Source organism: Arthrobacter sp. SLBN-112, assembly GCF_006715225.1.
Classification (GTDB): domain Bacteria; phylum Actinomycetota; class Actinomycetes; order Actinomycetales; family Micrococcaceae; genus Arthrobacter.
On record NZ_VFMU01000001.1, the window covers coordinates 3209876 to 3229594 of the forward strand.

Genomic DNA, 19719 nt, shown 5'->3' on the forward strand with positions numbered 1-19719 from the left:
CCGGTCCCATCCGGGGCCGGGGCGCCTGCCGCGCTTTTATCGGGGAGCGTTCGCCTAATTCGCTGCCCTGGAGGAGTCCAGGGGACTGGAGTGGGCGATGTCCCAGGCGTTCGTTGACGCCGTCATCAGCAGGGCGGCGCCGAGCATGTGGGCCGCCACCAGCAGCGCCGGAATGCCGTTGTAGTACTGCGTGAAGCCGATGATGGCCTGGAGCACGGTGACGCCCAGGAGTGCCAGGACTGCCGTCCGGAAGGGCCCCTTGATGCCGCGCCTGAAAACCAGCACCAGGGCCACCAGGGTTCCGGCGGTGACCAAGTAGGCCGGCACGGCATGGATGTGGGAGAACAGATCCCAGTCCAGGTCGTTGCGCGGAGCATCAGCGTCACCGGCGTGCGGACCCGCACCCGTAACCACCACGCCGAGCATCACGGCGACGGCGGAGAAAAGGGCGACGGCGGCCGTCACCGGGCGCAGGGCAGCGGGCAGCGCGGCGGGCCGGGAGGCAAGGAAGCGGCCGGTCCGTCCGAAGGCCCGGTTGACCAGCAGCGTGGCGAATACCACCAGCGCCATGGAAACCAGGAAGTGCAGCCCAACAACCCAAGGGTTGAGGTTGGTGAGGACGGTGACGCCGCCAATCACTGCCTGGGCGGGAATGCTGGCCAGCAGGCCCAGGGCCAGGAGGAAGAGGTCCCTCCGTTCCTTCCGCAGGTTCCACAGATACACCAGCATCAGGGCAGCAACGGCGGCCAGCGCGAACGTCAGGAGCCGGTTGCCGAATTCGATGAAGCCGTGGATGCCCATCTCCGGTGTGTTCACCAGCGAGTCCGTGGTGCACCGGGGCCAGGTGGGGCAGCCAAGGCCCGATGCCGTCAGGCGAACTGCGCCGCCGGTGACCACCAGGAGCGTCTGGCCGATCAGGGAGGCGACGGCGAGGCGGCGGATCCTGGCGTCCACGGTGCGTGGGAGCCGCGATGCCAGGCGGCCGGCGAGTTGGGGGAGGCGTGAAGCCGTGGTCACGATTATCTCAATTCCACTTGAACCAACGGATGGCTGCGGCTCCGGCGATAACCGTCCAGAGCAACAGGATGAGGGCAGCGCCGCCATTTACGGCGCCAGCCAGGAAGGCGGCCCGCATCGATTCGCCCAGGGCGCCGGACGGCAGGTAGTGCACAACGGCCTGCGCCGCGGCAGGGAGTCTTTCGGCGGGGATCACGATGCCGCCCAGGGAGCCGAGGAGGATCCACAGCAGGTTGGTGATGGCCAGCGTGGCCTCCGGCCGGACTGTTCCGGCCACCAGCAGCCCCAGTGCGGTGAAAGCCGCCGCGCCCAGCGCGAGCAGTGCCAGCCCCGGCAGCCAGCCCGCCGCCGTCGGCTGCCATCCCAGCGCCAGGGCTACCAGCCCCACCACCACCACCTGCAGGCACAGCACGGCCAGGACCGAAAGGACCTTGCCGGCGATAAGGCCGCCACGGCCCAGCGGCGTGGTGGACAGGAACCGGAGCACGCCGTAGCGGCGGTCGAAGCCGGTGGCGATGCCCTGGCCGGTGAACGCCGTGGACATCGCGCACAGGGCGAGGATTCCCGGAACCGCCACATTGATGCGGCTGGAGCCCATTCCGTCCAGGAAAGGGGTCACCGTCAGGCCGACCAGCGCCAGCAGCGGCAGCACCACTGCAAGGATCAGCTGTTCGCCGTTCCGCAGCATCGTCAGCGCCTCGTATTTGCCCTGCAACATGACGCGGCGCAACAGGGGGGCCGGCTGCTGCGTCTCCCGCATTGCTGCCGTGCTCATCGGATGTCCTTTCCCGAAATGTCCAGAAAGACGTCTTCAAGGCTACGCGCCTGGAGGCTCATTGAAGCGGGCATGACGCCCTTCGCTTCCCACCACTGCGCCAGGGCGGAGAGGTGGCGCGGGGTCAGGGCGCCGGTGACGGTGTAGCTTCCGGCGCGGGATTCGGAAACGTCCACGTCGTCCGGCAGTGCCGCAGCCAGGTCCAGGCCGGCCGGGGCCTCGAACACCAGCGTTCGGATGTGCTCGCCGCCCTGGGCGGCGGCCGGGCTGCGCTGCAGCAGCTCCTGCACTGTCCCTTCGGCAACGTTGCGGCCGCCGTCGATAATGTATACGTAGTCCGCCAGGCGCTGGGCGTCGTCCATGAGGTGGGTGGTGAGGATGATCCCCATCCCGCTGTCCCGCAGCTCGGCGATCAGGTCGAAGACCAGCTGCCGGGACTGCGGGTCCAGTCCGGCGCTCGGCTCGTCAAGGAAGAGGACTTCCGGCCTGCCGATGAGGGCGGCGGCGAGAGCCAGGCGCTGTTTCTGGCCGCCGGACAGCCTGCGGACGCTGGTACGGCTGAAGGCGTCGATGCCCAGCCTGCCCACCAGGTCCTCCAGGGGCCACGGGCGGGCATACAGCCCTGCGATGTGCCGCAGCAGTGGCAGGGGCCGTGCCGACGGCGGGAGGCCACCGTCCTGCAGCATCACACCGACGCGGGAACGCAGTTCAGCGCCTGCCGCCGCAGGGTCCTGACCCAGCAGTGAGATGCTGCCGCCGTTGCGTTTCTGCAGGCCCTGGGCGCATTCGAGTGTGGTGGTCTTTCCGGCGCCGTTCGCGCCCAGGAGCGCGGTTACCTGTCCGCGCTCCGCGATCAGTGAAACGCCGCTGACAACCCTGAGCATCTTTCCATCGAGACTGGAAAGGGGGCCAACGTCCTTGATGAGCCCATGGATGGACAGGACGGGGGACTGGGGGAATCGCACCACAGTATTCTACGGGATGTAGTATTTCCCGATGTCCGCACCGGCTGCGCGGCTGGGGCAGCCAAGGTCAGCCTGCCCTTACTGGAGTGCGGGACGAAATTACGACATGATTGTGTTGTGTATTCCATGACCAACGCTACTGCTGTGCCTGTGGCCGGTGCCGCGGCATCCAGTCCTGTGGCTGATGCCGACGAGCGCACCCGGGACCGGGTCCTCGCTGCCGTCCTGGAACACGGACCTGTCAGCGCGGCCGAGCTCGGAGACATGCTGGGGTTCACCCCGGCCGCTGTCCGGCGCCACCTGGACCACCTCTCCCGTGCCGGAGTCATTGAGGTCAAGAAGGTGGCCAAGCCCGGAGCAGGTGCCGGCCGTCCCGCCCGCCGCTACGTCCTGAGCTCCCAGGGCCAGTCCAGCCTGGGCAACGACTACCTGGACATCGCCGCCCTTGCGCTCCAGCAGCTGCAAAAGGTGGCCGGCCCGGATGCGGTGCGCGCCTTCGCCGAGGAGCGTTTTGCGGATATGGAGCGCCGCTACGCACCCGAAATCGAGCAGGCCGGGCCGGACATCCGGGACCGTGCAAATGCACTCGCAGCCGCCCTGACCCGCGACAACTTCGTCGCCTCCGCCGCGTCCATCGAGGCAAAGGCACCGCTGCCCGCCGCACTCTCGAGCGTGCAGCTCTGCCAGGGCCACTGCCCCATCCAGCAGCTGGCGGCCCGCTTCCCTGTATTCTGCGACGTCGAAACCGAAGTTTTCTCAAGGCTGGTGGGCGTTGACGTCCGACGCCTCTCCACCCTGGCGCGCGGCGGCCACGTCTGCACCACCCACATTCCTACAGGCAGGCTGTCTGCCAAGCCGGCCACTGCGCCGGCCGCAGCCCCCGCCAGCCTGGACGAAGTAACCAACCATTAGTAAGAAAGGCCGTGATGACGGACCAACTATCAGAGAAAGCAGTAGCCGAAAACACTGTGATCTCGGAGATTCTGGAAAAGAATCCCGAGCTCCACGGCATCGGCAACTACGAGTACGGGTGGGCTGACAAGAACGACGTCGGCGCCAACGCACGCCGTGGGCTCAGCGAAGAAGTCGTCCGGGACATTTCGGCCAAGAAGAGCGAGCCGGAGTGGATGCTTGACCTGCGCCTCAAGGGCCTGAAGTACTTCGACCGCAAGCCCATGCCCACGTGGGGTGCGGACCTGTCGGGTATCGACTTCGACAACATCAAGTACTTCGTCCGTTCCACCGAGAAGCAGGCTGCCTCCTGGGACGACCTCCCCGAAGACATCAAGAACACCTACGACAAGCTGGGCATCCCCGAGGCCGAGAAGCAGCGCCTGGTTTCCGGCGTCGCCGCCCAGTACGAGTCCGAGGTTGTCTACCACCAGCTGCGCGAGGACCTTGAGCGGCAGGGCGTCATCTTCCTGGACACCGACACCGCGTTGAAGGAACATCCGGAGATCTTCCAGGAGTACTTCGGCACCGTCATCCCCGTGGGCGACAACAAGTTCGCCTCGCTGAACACCTCTGTCTGGTCCGGCGGCTCCTTTGTCTATGTTCCCAAGGGCGTCCACGTGGACATCCCCCTGCAGGCATACTTCCGCATCAACACCGAAAACATGGGCCAGTTCGAGCGGACCCTGATCATCGCGGACGAGGATTCCTACGTCCACTACATTGAGGGCTGCACGGCTCCCATTTACACGTCGGATTCCCTGCACTCCGCAGTGGTGGAAATCATCGTGAAGAAGGGCGCCCGGGTCCGCTACACCACCATCCAGAACTGGTCCAACAACGTGTACAACCTGGTGACCAAGCGTGCCATCTGCGAAGAAGGCGCCACCATGGAATGGGTCGACGGCAACATCGGCTCCAAGGTCACCATGAAGTACCCGGCCGTGTACCTGGTGGGCGAGCACGCCAAGGGTGAGACCCTGTCCATCGCGTTCGCCGGCGAAGGCCAGCACCAGGACACCGGCTCCAAGATGGTGCACATTGCGCCGAACACCAAGAGCTCGATCATCTCCAAGTCCGTGGCGCGCGGCGGCGGACGCGCAGCATACCGCGGCCTGGTCCAGGTCCGTGAAGGCGCCAAGCACTCCGCCAACACCGTCCGCTGTGACGCGCTGCTCGTTGACACCATCAGCCGCTCGGACACCTACCCGTACATCGACATCCGTGAGGACGACGTTGTGATGGGCCATGAGGCAACTGTTTCCCGGGTCAGCGAAGAGCAGCTCTTCTACCTGATGTCCCGCGGCATGCGCGAAGACGAAGCCATGGCGATGATCGTGCGCGGCTTCATCGAGCCGATTGCCCGCGAGCTCCCCATGGAGTACGCACTTGAGCTGAACCGCCTCATTGAACTGCAGATGGAAGGGTCCGTCGGATAACGATGACTGAAATCACTACTGAAAAGGCACGCATCGGCGCGCCCTCAGCCCAGCCGTTCATTGACGGCTTCACCGAAGAGGGCGAGAGCCTCTCACCGATCAACGCCAACGGCAAGGCCCCGCTTGCGGGCGCTTCAGCCAAGAGCCACTCCCACGGCGGCGGCGTCGGCGTACCGGACAGCTCACGTGCCGGCCGGCTGACGTCCTACAAGCTCGCTGACTTCAAGCCGCTCACCGGCATGGAGGAGGACTGGCGCTTCACCCCGCTCAAGCGCCTCCGCGGCCTTCACTCGGAGGTCCTGTCCGGCGCGGCTCCCACCGTGATCGTCAAGGGCCCGGAGGGCGTTGTTGTCGAGGGCGTCGGCCGCGACGACCAGCGGATCGGTACCGCCGGTATCCCCGAGGACCGTGTCTCCGCCAACGCCTGGGAGAACTTCGCCCAGGCCACGGTGGTGACCATCCCCGCGGAGTTCGAAGCCTTGACGGAGATCACCGTCGACATCGAAGGCACGTCCCTCGACGCTGCCGCGCAGCACCTGGTGATCGTCGCCGAAAAGTTCTCCAAGGCTGTTGTGGTCCTGAACCACAAGGGCTCCGCCGTGGTCTCGGAAAACGTTGAAATCATCGTCGAAGACGGTGCCAACCTCACGGTTGTCTCGCTCCAGGAATGGAACGACGACGCTGTCCATGCCTCCTCCCAGCAGGCAAAGATCGGCCGCGACGCCAAGCTCAAGCACGTCATGGTGAGCCTTGGTGGGGACCTGGTGCGCGTCACGCCGTCGGCCCGCTTCACCGCCCCCGGTGGCGAGGCCGAACTGTTCGGCCTGTACTTCGCCGACGCCGGCCAGCACCTTGAGCAGCGTCTCTTCGTTGACCACGCGGTACCCAACTGCAAGTCCAACGTCCTCTACAAGGGTGCCCTGCAGGGCCGCAACGCCCACGCTGTCTGGGTTGGTGACGTCCTGATCCGCAAGGAAGCAGAAGGCACCGACACCTACGAGGCCAACCGCAACCTGCTGCTCACCGACGGTGCCCGCGCCGACTCGGTGCCCAACCTCGAAATCGAGACAGGGCTGATCGAGGGTGCAGGCCACGCCAGCGCCACCGGCCGGATGGATGACGAGCACCTGTTCTACCTGATGGCCCGCGGCATCCCCGAGGATGTTGCCCGCCGACTGGTGGTCCGGGGCTTCCTGAACGAAATCATCCAGCAGATCAAGGTCCCCTCCATCGAGGAGCGGCTGAGCGAGGCTGTTGAGCACGAACTCGCACTGACGGACAACTAGAAGCTACGGAGCACGGTTTTCAGATGACTGACCAGCCAAAGGGCGAGCTTGTCTGCAAGGTGGACGAAATCCAGGTGAAGCAGGCGCTGCGGATCCTGATCGACGACTACCCTGTGGCGATCGTCAAGGATTCCATGGGGGAGATCCACGCGATCGGCGACACCTGCTCGCACGCGGACATTTCACTGGCCGAAGGTGACGTGGAGGGCTGCACCATCGAATGCTGGGGCCATGGCTCGCAGTTCGACCTCCGCAGCGGCCAGCCGCTGCAGCTGCCCGCCTACGATCCCGTCCCGGTATTCGCCGTCGAGATCGCAGGGGATGAGGTCTACGTGGACGTCACCAACGTCCTCAACGGCGCCGAAGCTCCGAACTTCAGCTAGCACCACAGAATTACGAACCACACTTCCAGACACAGAGCGCACCGCAGCCGGCAGGCGCGGCGCAGAGGAGAGAACAAGACATATGTCTACTCTTGAGATCAAGGACCTGCACGTCAGCATTGAGACGGAACAGGGCACCAAGGAAATCCTGAAGGGCGTCAGCCTGACCATCCGCACCGGCGAAACCCACGCCATCATGGGCCCGAACGGTTCCGGCAAGTCGACCCTGGCCTCCACTATCGCCGGGCATCCCCGCTACAACGTGACCAGCGGCTCCATCACCCTGGACGGCGAGGACGTGCTGGAGATGAGCGTGGACGAGCGTGCCCGCGCCGGCGTCTTCCTGGCCATGCAGTATCCGGTGGAGGTCCCCGGTGTCAGCATGACCAACTTCCTGCGTACCGCGAAGACCGCCATCGACGGCGAAGCCCCCAAGCTGCGCACCTGGACCAAGGACGTCAAGGCTGCCATGGAGCAGCTGCGCATCGACGCTGACTTCGCCCAGCGCAACGTCAACGAAGGCTTCTCCGGCGGTGAGAAGAAGCGCGTGGAGATCCTGCAGCTCGAGCTCTTCAAGCCCAAGTTCGCGGTCCTTGACGAGACCGACTCCGGCCTGGACGTTGACGCCCTGAAGGTCGTTTCCGAAGGCGTCAACCGCGCCCACGCCGACGGCAACATGGGCACGCTGCTCATCACCCACTACACGCGGATCCTGCGCTACATCAAGCCTGACTTTGTGCACGTGTTCGTGGACGGCCAGGTTGTGGAGGAAGGCGGCCCCGAGCTGGCCGACCGCCTCGAGGAAGAAGGCTACGACCGCTACGCCAAGGGCGCCGGCGCTGCCACCATTGCCGCTGAAGCCGCAGTACAGGCCTAGTTAGGACTTGTCATGACCGAAATCAAGCCGGGCCGTACGGCCCTGGAGGACGTCGAAGAGGCGCTCAAGGACGTCATCGATCCTGAGCTCGGCGTGAACGTCGTGGACCTTGGGCTGTTGTACGGCCTGAAGTACTCCGACGACGACGGTGCGCTCCTGATCGACATGACCCTCACCACCGCTGCCTGCCCGCTCACCGATGTGCTCGAGGAGCAGGTAGGCCAGGCGCTGGATGGCGTCGTGGACGATTGGCGCCTCAACTGGGTATGGATGCCGCCATGGGGTCCCGAGCGGATCACCGACGATGGCAAGGACCAGATGAGGGCCCTCGGCTTCAACATCTAGTCCCCACGGCTTTAGTACGACGACGGCGGGTCACCTTCCTAGGGGAAGGTGACCCGCCGTCGTCGTTCCCCACTCCCTCCCCAATCTCGCAAGCTCGATTGGGGCCCCTCGGGAGCGTGGGCCCACCCACCACCAATCGATTGCTCCATAACTGTCGTTATCACGCGTGAAAACGGCAGGTATGTGGGCCCACGCCGGCAGGGTTCCCTGGCCGAGCTTGCGAGGCTAGGGGCCGGTGGGGAGCAATCGATGGGGTTAGAGGGTGGCGGCGCTGAAGGTGTCGCACTGCTTCATGTCGCCGGACTGGTAGCCCCGGGTGAACCAGCGCTGGCGTTCTTCACTGGAACCATGCGTCCAGCCCTCAGGAGAGACCCGGCCGGTGGCTGCTTTCTGGATCCGGTCATCGCCCACCGATGCGGCGGCGGACAACGCATCGTTCACATCCTGCTCGGTGAGCGGTTCCAGGTACGGCTGTCCGGTGGCGGGATCCGGGGTGGTGGACGCGTACTTGGCCCATAGGCCTGCGTAGCAGTCGGCCTGCAGTTCGGTGCGGACGGAACCGGACTCCGGTCCCTGCGGATCCTGCTGCGCCCGCCCCAGGTCGCCGAGGACGTTCTGGATGTGGTGGCCGAATTCGTGGGCCACCACGTACTCCTGGGCCAGGGGGCCGCCGGAGGAACCAAAGCGGTCCACCAGTTCCTGGAAGAAACCGGGATCGAAGTAGGCGGTGGTGTCCGTGGGGCAGTAGAAGGGGCCCACATCGGACGTTGCGGATCCGCAACCGGTGTTGGTGCCGCCGCTGAAGATCACTGCCTCCGGGCGGGGGTACTGCACGTTGTACTGCTTCAGGTAGCCGGGCCAGAACGCGTTTAGGCTGTTGACGGTGCCGGTGATCCGGCAGTCAAGCCGCGCATCGGCGTCCGCCCCGGTGTTGCAGGCCGGCGCCGTGCCTTGGGACTGTCCGGCGGTTCCGCCGTCAGTCAGGCCTCCGAGCATGTTCGGGTTGATGCCCAGCAGGAGCGCAACGAGCAGCACCAGGCCGCCACCGATTCCGCCACCGATTTTCACGCCGGTGCCCATGCCCCGCCGGTCCTGGACCTGGGAGGGATCAAGCTGCACGTTGTCATTGAAACTCATATCGTCACAATACCCGCGGGCCGGGGGCTCAACCCACGACGGCCGGTAAAGTTGGTTCGTGCCTTTCCTCGACAAGATCCAGCTCTGGGCTGGGCAACGGCCGCACGACACCGCCGTGGTCATCGCCGGGCGGCGCCTGGCCTGGGCGGAGCTGCTGGAGTCCGCCGCTGGACTGGTGCCGGAAACGAAGTCAGTCACCACCTTGTGCGAGTCCAACTCCGTGGACTTCGCCGTGAAGTTCGCTGCCGCCGTGGCCGGAGGCCGCCAATGCGCGGTCCTGGATCCGTCCTGGCCCGCACCCCTGCAGGAGGACATTGTCCAGCGGGTGGAGGCCTGCGCCGTTCCGGCCCCGGTCTCCCCGGATGATGGCCTGGCTGATGGCCCGCCTGACGCCAGCTTCCTCATCGGCCTGACCTCCGGAACCACGTCTGTGCCCAAGGCATTCACGCGTTCCCGGCGGTCGTGGCAGCAGTCCTTCGACGCCTCGATCGAGTTTTTCGGGCTTCGGCAGGATGACGTCACGCTGGCGCCCGGCCCGCTGGCCGCCAGCCTGAACCTTTACGCCCTGGCCGAATGCCTCTACGCCGGGTCCGAGTTCCAGACGCTGGAAACGTTCGACGTCGGCGACGTCCACGCTGCCATCACGCATGACAGGGTGACGCGCCTGGTCCTGGTGCCCACCATGCTGCGGATGCTCAGCGAACGCGGGATGACGGGGTGCGTGGACGCTTCCGGAATCCGCACCATCATCTGTGCCGGCTCCAAGCTCGACGCCCGCACCCTTGAAGCGGCCCGTCGCTGGGCCCCGAACGCCACCATTTACGAGTACTACGGCGCCTCCGAGCTGAGCTTCGTCTCCGGCCTTGGCCTGGCCCCAGGGCAGGACGCCGCCGCGGGCGGCACCGGAATCGGGCGGCCCTTTCCCGGCGTCGACGTCCGGATCCTGGACGACGACGCCTCCGTGGTTCCGGCCGGTGGCTACGGCAACATCTGCGTCCGCAGCGGCATGGTGAGCAACGGCTACCTGTGGGGCGATGACGGCGAGGCGCTGCGGTCCTTTGGCGACTGGTACACGGTGGGGGACCAGGGCTACCTTCTTGACGGGGAGCTGCACATCCTTGGCCGCCGCGCCGATATGATCCTTACCGCCGGACGGAACGTCTACCCGCACGAGGTGGAATTGGCCCTGGCCGCAGTCCCCGGCGTTGCGGCAGCGGTGGCCGCCGGCATGCCGGACGATCTGCGGGGCCAGCGGATAGTGGCGGGAGTGGTGGCGTCCCATGGCGGGCTTACGGCAACGCAGCTGCGGGCCGGGCTGGAGGACATCCTGTCCCGGCACAAGCGGCCCCTGCAGTACTACCTCCTGCCGGAACTTCCCACCACAGACCGCGGAAAGGTCAGCCGGAGCCTCCTGATGGAGTGGATCAGTGCCCGGGACCCCAGGGCACGGGCCCTTGGTGGCTGAGATTCTGCCGGCCGGGCTCCTGCCGGCGGACCGCCAGCCCGTGATCATCGCCGCACGCCGGACGCCGGTGTGCCCCGTCAACGGAGCCCTTCGGACCCTTCGGGCACATGAACTGCTGGCGCCGGTCCTGCGCGGCCTGGTCGCCGAACTGTCATTGGATCCGGAGTCTGTTGCCGACGTCGTGATCGGCAACGCAGTGGGCGGCGGTGGAAACGTGGCCAGGCTCGCCCTGCTGGAGGCAGGACTGCCCGTCACCGTGCCCGGGATCACCGTGGACCGGCAATGCGGTTCAGGCCTGGACGCCATCGTCCTCGCCGCCCGGCTCGTTGCGGCCGGTGGCAGCCCGCTCTTTCTGGCAGGGGGAGTGGAGAGCACCAGTACCGCGCCCCTGCGCGCCCACCGGAAGGACGACGGCGGCCCGGAGTTCTACCGCCGCGCCCAGTTTGTGCCGGCGGGCTTTGGCGATCCGGACATGGGCGTCGCGGCGGAAACAGTGGCGGAGCAATACGGCGTGGGCAGGGACCGCCAGGATGCCTTTGCGCTGGCCAGCCACCGGAAAGCCCTGGCGGCGGTCAGGGAGGGGCGGTTTGCCGACGAAATAGTGCCGCTGGACACCGCTGCGGGGACCGTTTCCTCCGATGGCGGACCGCGCGCCGGCCTCAGCCCCGCCATTATGGCGCGGTTCGCTGCCGCCTTCGTGCCGGGGGGAACCGTCACTGCCGGAAACTCCTGCTTCGACGCAGACGCCGCATCCGCCGTCGTCATTACCTCCCTTGAGCGCGCGCGCCAACTGGGGGCACACGATGGCCTGCTGGTGCGCGGCACAAGCACCGCGGGTGTGGCCCCGCAGGTGCTGGGGATTGGTGCTGCCCCCGCGGCCCGGGAGGTGCTGGCCGGAGCCGGCGTATCAGCAGGGGAGGTGGACCTGGTGGAATTCAATGAGGCCTTCGCATCCCAGACACTTGCCTGCCTGGACCAGTTGGGCATTGATGCCGGGCGGGTGAACCTGGACGGCGGCGCGCTGGCGCTGGGACATGCCTATGGCGCGTCCGGCGCGGTCCTGGTGACGCGGCTGCTGGCCCAGGCGCGGAGAGCCGGCCGTCCAGGAATGTTGGGGCTGGCGATGATCAGCATGGCCGGTGGAATGGGGACCGCGGCACTGCTTGAGTACTGCGTGCCGGCACAAGCCTGACCTTCAGGTTGGCTGGTCCTCGGCCTCGCCCAGGCCGCGGGCGGCAAGCGCTTCGCCGGTTTGGCGGGCGTAGGCCACGGAGGTGATGAAGACCGGCAGCACCAGTGCCCGGGGGTTGCGTTCCAGGCCCCTGGCCCGGGCCGAGTCCCGGACGTCGGCGAACGTACCGGCGATGAACGGGATGCTGCGAAGCATGATACCAATGGTCAGGGCGAAGCGTTCCGGATCGGCACCCAGCCTCTTGAAGGGACTCGCCGCCCGGACAACGCCGTCCAGGAGCCGTTGAATTGGAGTGGTGGCGGTAAGCAGGGACGCTGCCACGACGCAGACCAGGATGTTCAGCACGATCCGCGTCGCGGTGGGCCCGCCCAGCTGCCACCACTGGAAGAGGCCGATGGCCAGCAGCACCGGGGCGAGCGGCCGGACGGCACCCCACAGCCGCTTCACGCCGGTGCCGGCCGCCAGGAACAGGCCGGTGAGAACGGCCAGCACCGCTGCCGAAATACGCCAGTCCACGATGATGAAGGACGCCAGCCCGCAGGCGAAGACCAGCGCAAACTTCAGCGCCAGTGGCGTCCGGTGCAGGAGGGAATTGCCCGGCACATAGTTGGCCAGGAGGAATCCGTGGCCCCTCATTGCGCCTCCCGTCCTGCCGGGTGGAGGGTCTGCAGGCACCACGAACGGTAGGCTGCCACGGCTTCGGCGGGGGCGCCGTCGAATGCCACGCGGCCCGCTTCGATGACCAGGACGCGGTCCATCTCCAAGGCCAGGTCAAGGTCATGGGTGGACATAATGATCTGCTGGTCCAGGGTGGCCAGTGTCCTACGAAGCAGCTCGCGGTTGCGCAGGTCAAGCAGGGTGGAGGGTTCGTCAAGGACCAGCACCGCCGGATCCACGGCGAGCACGGCGGCGAGCGCCATCAGTTGCCGTTCGCCGCCGGATAGCTCGTAGATGCTCTGGTCCGCCAAGTGAAGGAGTCCCAGCCGGCCAAGCGCTGCCTCAGCCTGGCGGCACCGTTCCGGGCCGTTCTTCACGGAGCGCCGCAGGGACAGTTCCACGTCCTCCCTGCCGGTGGGCATCACCAGCTGGGAGAGGGGATCGGTGAAGACGAAGCCGACGTTCCGCCTGACTTTCCGCACGGCACGCACTGTGTCGTCGCCGTCGACCGCCACCCTGCCGTGGGTTGGCTGGATGAGCCCGTTGACCAGGCGCAACAGCGTGGATTTGCCGGAGCCGTTGGCGCCGATGATGCCCACGCGTGCTTCCTCGAGCCGGAGGGTCACTGCGTCGAGGAGGACTTTGGGTTGCGGGGAGTTCTCCGTTTCGACGGCGACGGACACCTGGTCAAAGGTCACTACGGGCATGGCGATGGGTCCTAGGCGCTTTCGGTTGCCAGGGCACGGCGGCGCACGCGGCGCACCAGGACGTCGGGGAAGGCCCGGTGAAGCGCTACGGCGATTACGGCCGCGAGGACATTCTTGATGATGTCCCCCGGGTAGAAGATGAGGTCGCTCAGGAAGGCCTGCTCGAGGGTTGCCTTGGAGTTCAGGGCGATGCCCACGATGCCCAGCGAGTGCACCACCACGATGCTGGTGACCGTGGCGGACAGGAAGAACCAGAGGGCGCGAGCCTTGGTGGTGCGCTTGATCACTACAGTGGCCAGCCATCCCACGATGCCCGCGGCGATGGGGAAGGCGATGATGTAGCCGGCGGAGGGCACGGCAAGGATGCCCAGGCCGCTGCGGCCCTGGCTGAAGATGGGGAGGCCGGCGAGCCCAAGGAGGGTGTACAGGCCGACGGCGGCGAAACCGCGCGCCGGGCCCAGCACCAGTCCGGTGAGCATGACAGCCAGCGTCTGGAAGGTGATGGGGACGCCGAAGCCGTTCAGGGCCAGTCCCGGCACCAGGGCCGCGCCGGCGACGAGGGCGGCAAAAACGGCGATGAGCCCCAGGTCGGTGCCGTTCCAGCGGCGGCGCTCCGTCCGCGGGCTGTTCTTCGGGGTGGTATCGGTGTTGCTCATGGTGGTCCTGTCGAGGTTGTACAAGCGGAATCTAATGTACAGCCGACGCTACCGGGGTGGAACGGGGCTCATTTTGTAGGGGATCTACTAAACAGGGGACCCGGGGCTTTGGGCCGGGCACAAGGACCCTCCAAATATGTGGACTTCGGAGCTTTGGCGGTGTTTGTTGCCTGCGCTCTTTGCCGCCAATCGCCAATAACGAGTGTGCTGGCGGCTGCTTCGATCACGTCGTCGGTGATGTTTTCGAGCTGGTTGGTCTTCAGTACACGGGTGATCCGAGGGAAGAGTCGTTCAAGCAGCCGGAAGTTGCCGCGAGTGATCCGCTCGATCGCGGCGATTGCCTGGGCGTCGGTGAAGTCGTCCGGATCGAGTGGCCTGCCGACTCGTTTCCAGTGCCGTTCGAGGGCGAACAGGAGCTCGTCGCGACCCAGGGCCCGGTAGCGGTGGATGCATCGAGCTGGAGCTTCGCGTCCTGCCCCGATGTTACCGACGCGTAGATACCCAAGGTGTCCCAACCGGTCATCGTGCCTCAGCAACCCTCAGCCAGCACCGGCCTGAGACGATTCGCGGTGAGACATTTTTCCAAGACACGGTGCGGCCCGGCAGGACGCGTTCCTCTGCCCCTCTGCGAGACGCGACGCCGGTGTCTCGACAAGCTGTTGCTTTTCGGTACGCTGCCTTCACTTAGCCGCGTATCCCAACTCACCCGGGGCCCGCGGCGCCTGCCAAGTACGGAGGATGACGAGGTAACCGTGGGCTCTCTGGCCGTTCTGTCAAGATGAGGTGACCAACGGTCCACTCGGTGCTTGACGTACTCAACCCCATCAGGGATCCCTACTTTCGCCGCGATCTCGTGGAGTATAGGAGCACCAGCACGGGAATGGGCAACAGATAGAGTGCAGACACGATGGCGTCTCCCCACCGGGGGATCCCGTAGAAAAGAACAAACACCAAGAATCCCAACACCAGAGCGATCATAGATCCGATCACGACGATCAGAGCTCGTTTGCGTCCATTCAGCATTCGAAAATTCCTCTCCAAACACCGGCAGCAGCGCCAAATATTGCTCCCCCGGTGGCGGCTGTACCCCAGGCGAGTGTCCCTCCCGGCCCGGCGAAGTTTGCCCACCAAGCTGCACCCCCGGCCATTATTGCTCCCGAACCAGCGTTGATGCCCATCAGTTGCCCGTAGCATTGCTGCACAGGATTCGGGCCAGTCGCCGCACCGCAAGCATTCCAGGAATAGCAACCGGATGTGGGGGAGTCGATAGTACAAACCCCGTAAGCGTCGCACCAGTCCAGACCCGTCGGGTCGGTGTTGTTGATGGGATTAGCGCCCGCATAGAGGTAAACATTGATTTCTTGGCCTGAGGGGTCGGGTTGGGTGAAGCGGCCGCGGGCGGGATGGTAGTAGCGGGCTCCGAATTTCATGCGGTTGCTGGTCGTGTCGTTGTAGCCGCCAGCGTAAGTCCAGGGGTTGGTGGCGGCACTGGTTCCGGTGGTGCCGGTGTCGTCTCCCCAGGAGTCGTAGCTGTAGGTGGCGGCTTTGGCCTGGGTGCTGTCGGTGAGCAGGATGGTCGAGCCGAGCGCGTCGGTGGTGTAGTAGTAGCTTGCCCCGCCGTTTGTGCGCATGCTGATGAGCGTACCTCCGGGGTCTCGGATGAACGAGGTTGTTCCGCTGGTCTTGGTCTGTTGGGTGACGCCGAGGGAGCCGTTGAGGAACGAGGATGAGCCGGCGGTGAGGCGTTCGTCGTTGCGGGTGCCGGCGTAGGTGTAGTTCGTGGTGGTGGTGCCGTTGGTGCCGGCGGTGAATTGGTTGAAGACGTTGTAGGTCACGTTTGAGGCGGAGCCGCCGTCGATGAAGTTGCCGTTCGCGTCGTAGGTGTATTTGGTGGCTCCTGTGGTCGGTGTGGAGCAGTTCCCGTTGGTGGGGCCGTACCAGCAGAGCTGGTCCGCGGCGTTGTAGGTGGAATAGCTGGTGGCGGTCCCGGTCTTGGCTGCGCTGAGCCGGTTGCTGTTGGCGTCATAGGTCCAGGATTCCGTGACCGTGCCCGTGACGGCGGAGGTGAGTCGGTTGAGTTTGTCGTATCCGTAGGTGGTGACCGCGCCGGTGTCCGTGGTCATGGTCTTCCGCTGGGCGCCGTCCTTGGCCCCGTTCAGGGTGTAGGTGTACGCGCGTTTGGCCAGGACCGTGTTGCCGGTGTTGGTCGCGGTGATGGCCGTGATCTTGCCCGCCCCGTCGTAGGTGGTGGTGTTCTTCACCCCGTTGGGGTACTTGGTGGCGGTGCGGCGGTTGGCGTTGTCGTAGTCGAAGCCGGTGCATTTGGTGCTGTTCGGGAACACTAGGGTGGCTGGGCAGGAGCCGCCGGGTTCGGCCAGGGCTGTCAGCCGGTTCGCCCCGTCATACCGGTACGTCACTGTCCCGAGCGGGTCGACGTAGGTGAGGATGTTGGACGCCCCGTCGTAGGTGACGCTGGTGGTGACCCCGCCGATGGTTTTGCCTGTGGGCCGGTTCTGGGCGTCCCAGGTGTAGGTGGTGGTTCCGGCTGCATCGACCCTGGTGGTGAGGTTCCCGGCGGTGTCATAGGTGTAGGCGACGCAGGTCGCCGGTACGCAGGTGGCGGCGTAGCGGATTTGGGTGATGCGGTCGTTGTTGTCGTAGGTGTACGTCGCGGTCTGGTTCTTGCCGTCCTTAGCTGTGGCGACCCTGCCTGCCGCGTCGTAGGTGTACGTCGTGGCCCCTAGCTGCGTGGGCGGGGTGACGGTGGCCGGGTTTCCGGCCGCGTCGTAGGTGTAGGTCGTTTGGTTGCCGTTGCCGTCGGTTGAGCGGCACAGCGACCCGGACTTGGCGCCACAGCTCGTGCCGGCGGCGTCCCCCTGGTAGTACTTCCGGGATGTGCCGCCGAGGTTGTCAGGGGTCAGGATCGCTGACGGGTTTTTGGTGTTCGGGTCGTACTGGATGGTGCTGGTGTTGCCCTCACTGGTCGTGGAGGTGTCGGGGCGGTAGTTCAGCAGTGGGTCCCCGACCGCTGTGGGGTAGGTGAAGGATACGTCCCCGGCGGTGCCCGTGGAACCGGCCAGCGGGGAGGTGATCTTTGTCAGGGAATTGGTGGCGTTGTACGCCGCCGTGGTGGTCTGGCCCAGACCGTTGGTGGTGGTCAGCCGGTTGTCGTGGCCGTCAAAGGTGGCCGATGAATTGTTCCCGTTCGGGTCGGTGCTCGTCAGGACGCCGGTCTTGCTTGCGTCCAGGGTGTAGGTGGTTTGTTTGCTGTTCGGGTCGGTCAGGTAGGCCAGGCTGCCGTCCGTGTTGTGCGTCAGGGTCCAGGTCGCGGCCGCGGTCGAGCCCTGGCCGTAGGTGATAGTGTTCGCCCACCCATCTGTCGCGTAGGCGAGGGCGGTGACGTTGGTGCGCCCGTCGGTGAAGGAGCTCAGTTTCCCGTTGGCGTAGGCGAAGGTGGTTATGGCGCCGGTGGCGTCGGTGATCTTGGACATCCGCCCTTCACCGCCGCCGTATTCGATGCTCACGGTCCGGTTCAGTGAGTTGTCCGTGACCGCGGAGGGCTGGTTCAGGTTCCTCGTGTCGTTATAGACGTACGAGACAGTCCGGCCCTGGGTATCAGTGGTCTGCGTCAGGCGGCCATTACCGTAGGCGTAGGTCACGGTGTTCGGGTTGGTGGTGTTCGCATCGACGGACCGGACCAGGGCGAAATTGGTCCCGTCGTCCTGGTAGACGTTGGTGATCCCGGTGTCGTTGAACCGCAGCCAATATTCCGTGGTGGAGATCTTGGTCAACGAGGCGTTTAGTTCCGGGGCCATGGTGAAGGCACCCGCGGTGTTGATGAAGGTGTACCAGCCACCGTCCGGGGCGGTGTAGATCATGTTCCCGGTCATCGGGTCGATCCGCAGGGCTGTTTCCAGTCGGCCCATGGACAGGGTCGGTCGGTGGTCGTACCTGGAGTTGTAGCGCCAGGCGACGTTCACGTCCTGCCCGATCCCGCGGACATTGAACAACCGGCCCGTGAGCACGGCATTCCCGTTCGTCGGGTTCAGCGCGAGTTTCGCTGTGTCGGTCAGGGTGTGTGAAACCATCGAGGCCTTGCCTCTTGACCCGGATTCTGCGCCGTTGACGGTCACTGGTGGCAACAGGTTCGGGTTGCTGAACCAGCCCTGCGAATCAAGGATGACGTCAACGGAACTGGCGCCTTCGTTATAGATCTTGATCGTTCCTGTGGTGGCGCTGGGCCGCACGACGACGGTGTTGGACACCGAGTCCGCCGTGTAGTTGACCATGCTGACATCTGATTCGGGCTCGTCGGAAGGCCATAACCGCAAAAAGCCGAACCCGGAGCTGAGGGGCGTGACGTTCATGACCACACCTGCCAGGTTCGTTGACGCTGCAGGAAGGCCACCCACCCCGGCAATCTGTACCTCAACCCTGCCACCGGCCGGGATCGGGGTATGAGCCGCCGGGGTGTCATAGATCCTTGATTCAACAGTGGTGAAGGAACTGTTGGAAACCTGCCCGTCAAAATAGCCCTGTATGTCGATGACTACCTGAAGGCCAACAGCCGAGGCGATGTGCTTGATATCCACCACGCCCGCCGCGTTGAGGTTCAGTACCGCGGCAACGGCCGTAATGTCATTTCCCCTGTAATTCAGGGATGTTCCCGAGCCTCCACCGGCGTCGAACCCGCCACCGGGACGCGCTTCAAGGATTGGATTGGGAGCATCGGTGCTGATGACGGTGATGTTCGCAAAGACCGCCGTCGCCGTGTCCGGCACGCCGCCCTTCCCCTTCAACGTCAGGCTTTTTATCCCCGTACCGGTCCAGGCGCCTGCCGGGTAGCCGATGCCAACGCGGGTATCGACGACCCGGCTGGCTGGTACGGATACGAATCCGCCGGGAGCGGGAGTGTCTCCTGCCGTGAAGTAGCCTTGCACATCGACCATGTACTGCTGGGATGTGCTGGCAATCAGTGCAAGCTTGCCGTCGCTGCCGACGGCAACGATTGCTGAGTTGGACGCCGTGTCACCAATCCCGGAGAACAGCACAGTCGTCTCCCGCTGCCGTGCAGTGTTCGGGACGACCTGGGCGGCACTGGCGCCGGTACTGCCTGCAACGGTCAACGTCACCATCACCGAATCGACGTTAGTGGTGGGAACCCCGGCCATACCCAGGATTTGGAAGGGATACCAGGTGTCCGGTGTCAACGGGCCCGTGATCCCGCCAAGTCCCTCCCGTGTATCCACCACCCTGCCGGGGGTGGGAACGAAAACCCCCGACTGCACCGAAGGAGTCGACTGCATCGGAACCACCGAGGGAGCCTGCACAGACGCCGGAGCAACAGGGGCAGAACCCGCAATCTCAGGAACGGCGAAAGCGGGTGCACTCAGCCCAGCGATCGTAATGCCGAAAGCAACAACAGCGGTGATGACAGCCCTGATGGCCAGAAAACCAGCCGGGACAGGCCGAAAAATGGCAGGACGAATCGAGCCCTGAACAGTAGACATCCCCCACGAACTTTCTACGAACAGATCCGCGGCAATCCCCAGTTACCGAAAGCCCGACCCCCCCAACCGCGTGATGCCCCGACGCTAAACCTCCACTCGCCGGCCAGCAACTATCTTAATCAAAACCTTGGACAAACCCGCGCGAATCCCAGCACTGACTCCCCGGAGGTACCTTTGGCGGGGCTCGGGGGTCGGACACGGGCCAGGCTCCCACTATGAGGCCTCCGGGCATTCTCCTGCTTGGCATCGTCGTGGTTGTCGGAGCGTTGGCACTGCCCACCCTGACAGGGCACATGCTTTCCACGGGCAGGCCCTGCCCAGCGGTAGGTTATGCCTACACAGGTGACGTGGAGTTGG

The 19719-nt window shown here is 65.3% G+C and carries 16 protein-coding genes and 1 pseudogene; 8 read left to right on the plus strand and 9 right to left on the minus strand.

Features of this window, described 5'->3' with window-relative positions:
• Positions 1 to 54 precede the first annotated feature (54 nt).
• The 3 genes from FBY33_RS14745 to FBY33_RS14755 are packed head-to-tail and all read right to left on the minus strand — an operon-like array spanning position 55 to position 2757.
• Positions 55 to 1017: a COX15/CtaA family protein gene (locus tag FBY33_RS14745; protein ID WP_142031203.1), complete on the minus strand. Its 963-nt coding sequence runs from the start codon at positions 1015 to 1017 to the stop codon at positions 55 to 57.
• Between the two features lie 7 nt (positions 1018 to 1024).
• The gene (locus FBY33_RS14750; protein ID WP_142031204.1) at positions 1025 to 1792 is read right to left on the minus strand and encodes an ABC transporter permease; all 768 of its coding nucleotides are present in this window, start codon (positions 1790 to 1792) and stop codon (positions 1025 to 1027) included.
• Positions 1789 to 2757 (minus strand): ABC transporter ATP-binding protein, encoded by a 969-nt coding sequence (locus FBY33_RS14755; RefSeq protein WP_142031205.1) that lies wholly within the window; start codon positions 2755 to 2757, stop codon positions 1789 to 1791. Before FBY33_RS14755 ends, FBY33_RS14750 begins: the two co-directional genes overlap by 4 nt.
• A 126-nt stretch (positions 2758 to 2883) precedes the next feature.
• On the opposite strand from FBY33_RS14755, the gene FBY33_RS14760 reads away from it, so the two are divergent.
• From FBY33_RS14760 to FBY33_RS14785, 6 genes are all read left to right on the plus strand, one after another.
• On the plus strand, positions 2884 to 3669 hold the full coding sequence (locus FBY33_RS14760) for a helix-turn-helix transcriptional regulator (RefSeq protein ID WP_235010585.1): 786 nt from the start codon (positions 2884 to 2886) through the stop codon (positions 3667 to 3669).
• A gap of 14 nt (positions 3670 to 3683) precedes the next feature.
• Positions 3684 to 5147 carry a Fe-S cluster assembly protein SufB gene (gene sufB / locus FBY33_RS14765; RefSeq protein ID WP_142031207.1) on the plus strand — a complete coding sequence of 488 codons (1464 nt, stop codon included), beginning with the start codon at positions 3684 to 3686 and terminating at the stop codon, positions 5145 to 5147.
• Between the two features lie 2 nt (positions 5148 to 5149).
• Entirely contained in the window at positions 5150 to 6433 is a 1284-nt protein-coding gene (gene sufD, locus FBY33_RS14770; protein WP_142031208.1) for a Fe-S cluster assembly protein SufD, read from the plus strand.
• 23 nt (positions 6434 to 6456) lie between these two features.
• Positions 6457 to 6816 carry a non-heme iron oxygenase ferredoxin subunit gene (locus FBY33_RS14775; RefSeq protein WP_142031209.1) on the plus strand — a complete coding sequence of 120 codons (360 nt, stop codon included), beginning with the start codon at positions 6457 to 6459 and terminating at the stop codon, positions 6814 to 6816.
• 82 nt (positions 6817 to 6898) lie between these two features.
• Entirely contained in the window at positions 6899 to 7693 is a 795-nt protein-coding gene (gene sufC / locus FBY33_RS14780; protein WP_142031210.1) for a Fe-S cluster assembly ATPase SufC, read from the plus strand.
• 12 nt (positions 7694 to 7705) lie between these two features.
• Positions 7706 to 8038, plus strand: coding sequence for a metal-sulfur cluster assembly factor (locus FBY33_RS14785; RefSeq protein ID WP_018761278.1), 333 nt, complete (start codon positions 7706 to 7708; stop codon positions 8036 to 8038).
• A 255-nt stretch (positions 8039 to 8293) separates the two neighbouring features.
• Here the strand turns inward: FBY33_RS14785 and ypfJ are convergent, their stop codons facing one another.
• Complete coding sequence (gene ypfJ, locus FBY33_RS14790) at positions 8294 to 9175, minus strand: KPN_02809 family neutral zinc metallopeptidase (protein ID WP_142031211.1); 882 nt, start codon at positions 9173 to 9175, stop codon at positions 8294 to 8296.
• 58 nt (positions 9176 to 9233) lie between these two features.
• On the opposite strand from ypfJ, the gene FBY33_RS14795 reads away from it, so the two are divergent.
• Positions 9234 to 10640, plus strand: a complete 1407-nt coding sequence (locus tag FBY33_RS14795; protein ID WP_142031212.1) for a class I adenylate-forming enzyme family protein — start codon at positions 9234 to 9236, stop codon at positions 10638 to 10640.
• A 4-nt stretch (positions 10641 to 10644) separates the two neighbouring features.
• Complete coding sequence (locus tag FBY33_RS14800) at positions 10645 to 11832, plus strand: thiolase family protein (protein WP_142032910.1); 1188 nt, start codon at positions 10645 to 10647, stop codon at positions 11830 to 11832.
• Between the two features lie 3 nt (positions 11833 to 11835).
• Here FBY33_RS14800 and FBY33_RS14805 read toward each other — a convergent pair whose 3' ends face one another.
• The 5 genes and pseudogenes from FBY33_RS14805 to FBY33_RS20375 all read right to left on the minus strand — a co-directional run bounded on the left by FBY33_RS14805 (position 11836) and on the right by FBY33_RS20375 (position 19158).
• Positions 11836 to 12468 (minus strand): energy-coupling factor transporter transmembrane component T family protein, encoded by a 633-nt coding sequence (locus FBY33_RS14805; RefSeq protein ID WP_142031213.1) that lies wholly within the window; start codon positions 12466 to 12468, stop codon positions 11836 to 11838.
• Entirely contained in the window at positions 12465 to 13196 is a 732-nt protein-coding gene (locus FBY33_RS14810; RefSeq protein ID WP_142031214.1) for an energy-coupling factor ABC transporter ATP-binding protein, read from the minus strand. The genes FBY33_RS14805 and FBY33_RS14810 overlap by 4 nt, the downstream gene beginning before the upstream one ends.
• 11 nt (positions 13197 to 13207) lie before the next feature.
• Positions 13208 to 13852: a biotin transporter BioY gene (locus FBY33_RS14815; RefSeq protein ID WP_142031215.1), complete on the minus strand. Its 645-nt coding sequence runs from the start codon at positions 13850 to 13852 to the stop codon at positions 13208 to 13210.
• Positions 13853 to 14043: 191 nt separating this feature from the next.
• Positions 14044 to 14298, minus strand: a pseudogene (locus FBY33_RS20745) (AAA family ATPase); the annotation flags it as partial.
• Between the two features lie 570 nt (positions 14299 to 14868).
• Positions 14869 to 19158 (minus strand): RHS repeat domain-containing protein, encoded by a 4290-nt coding sequence (locus FBY33_RS20375; RefSeq protein WP_160141965.1) that lies wholly within the window; start codon positions 19156 to 19158, stop codon positions 14869 to 14871.
• Between the last annotated feature and the right edge of the window lie 561 nt (positions 19159 to 19719).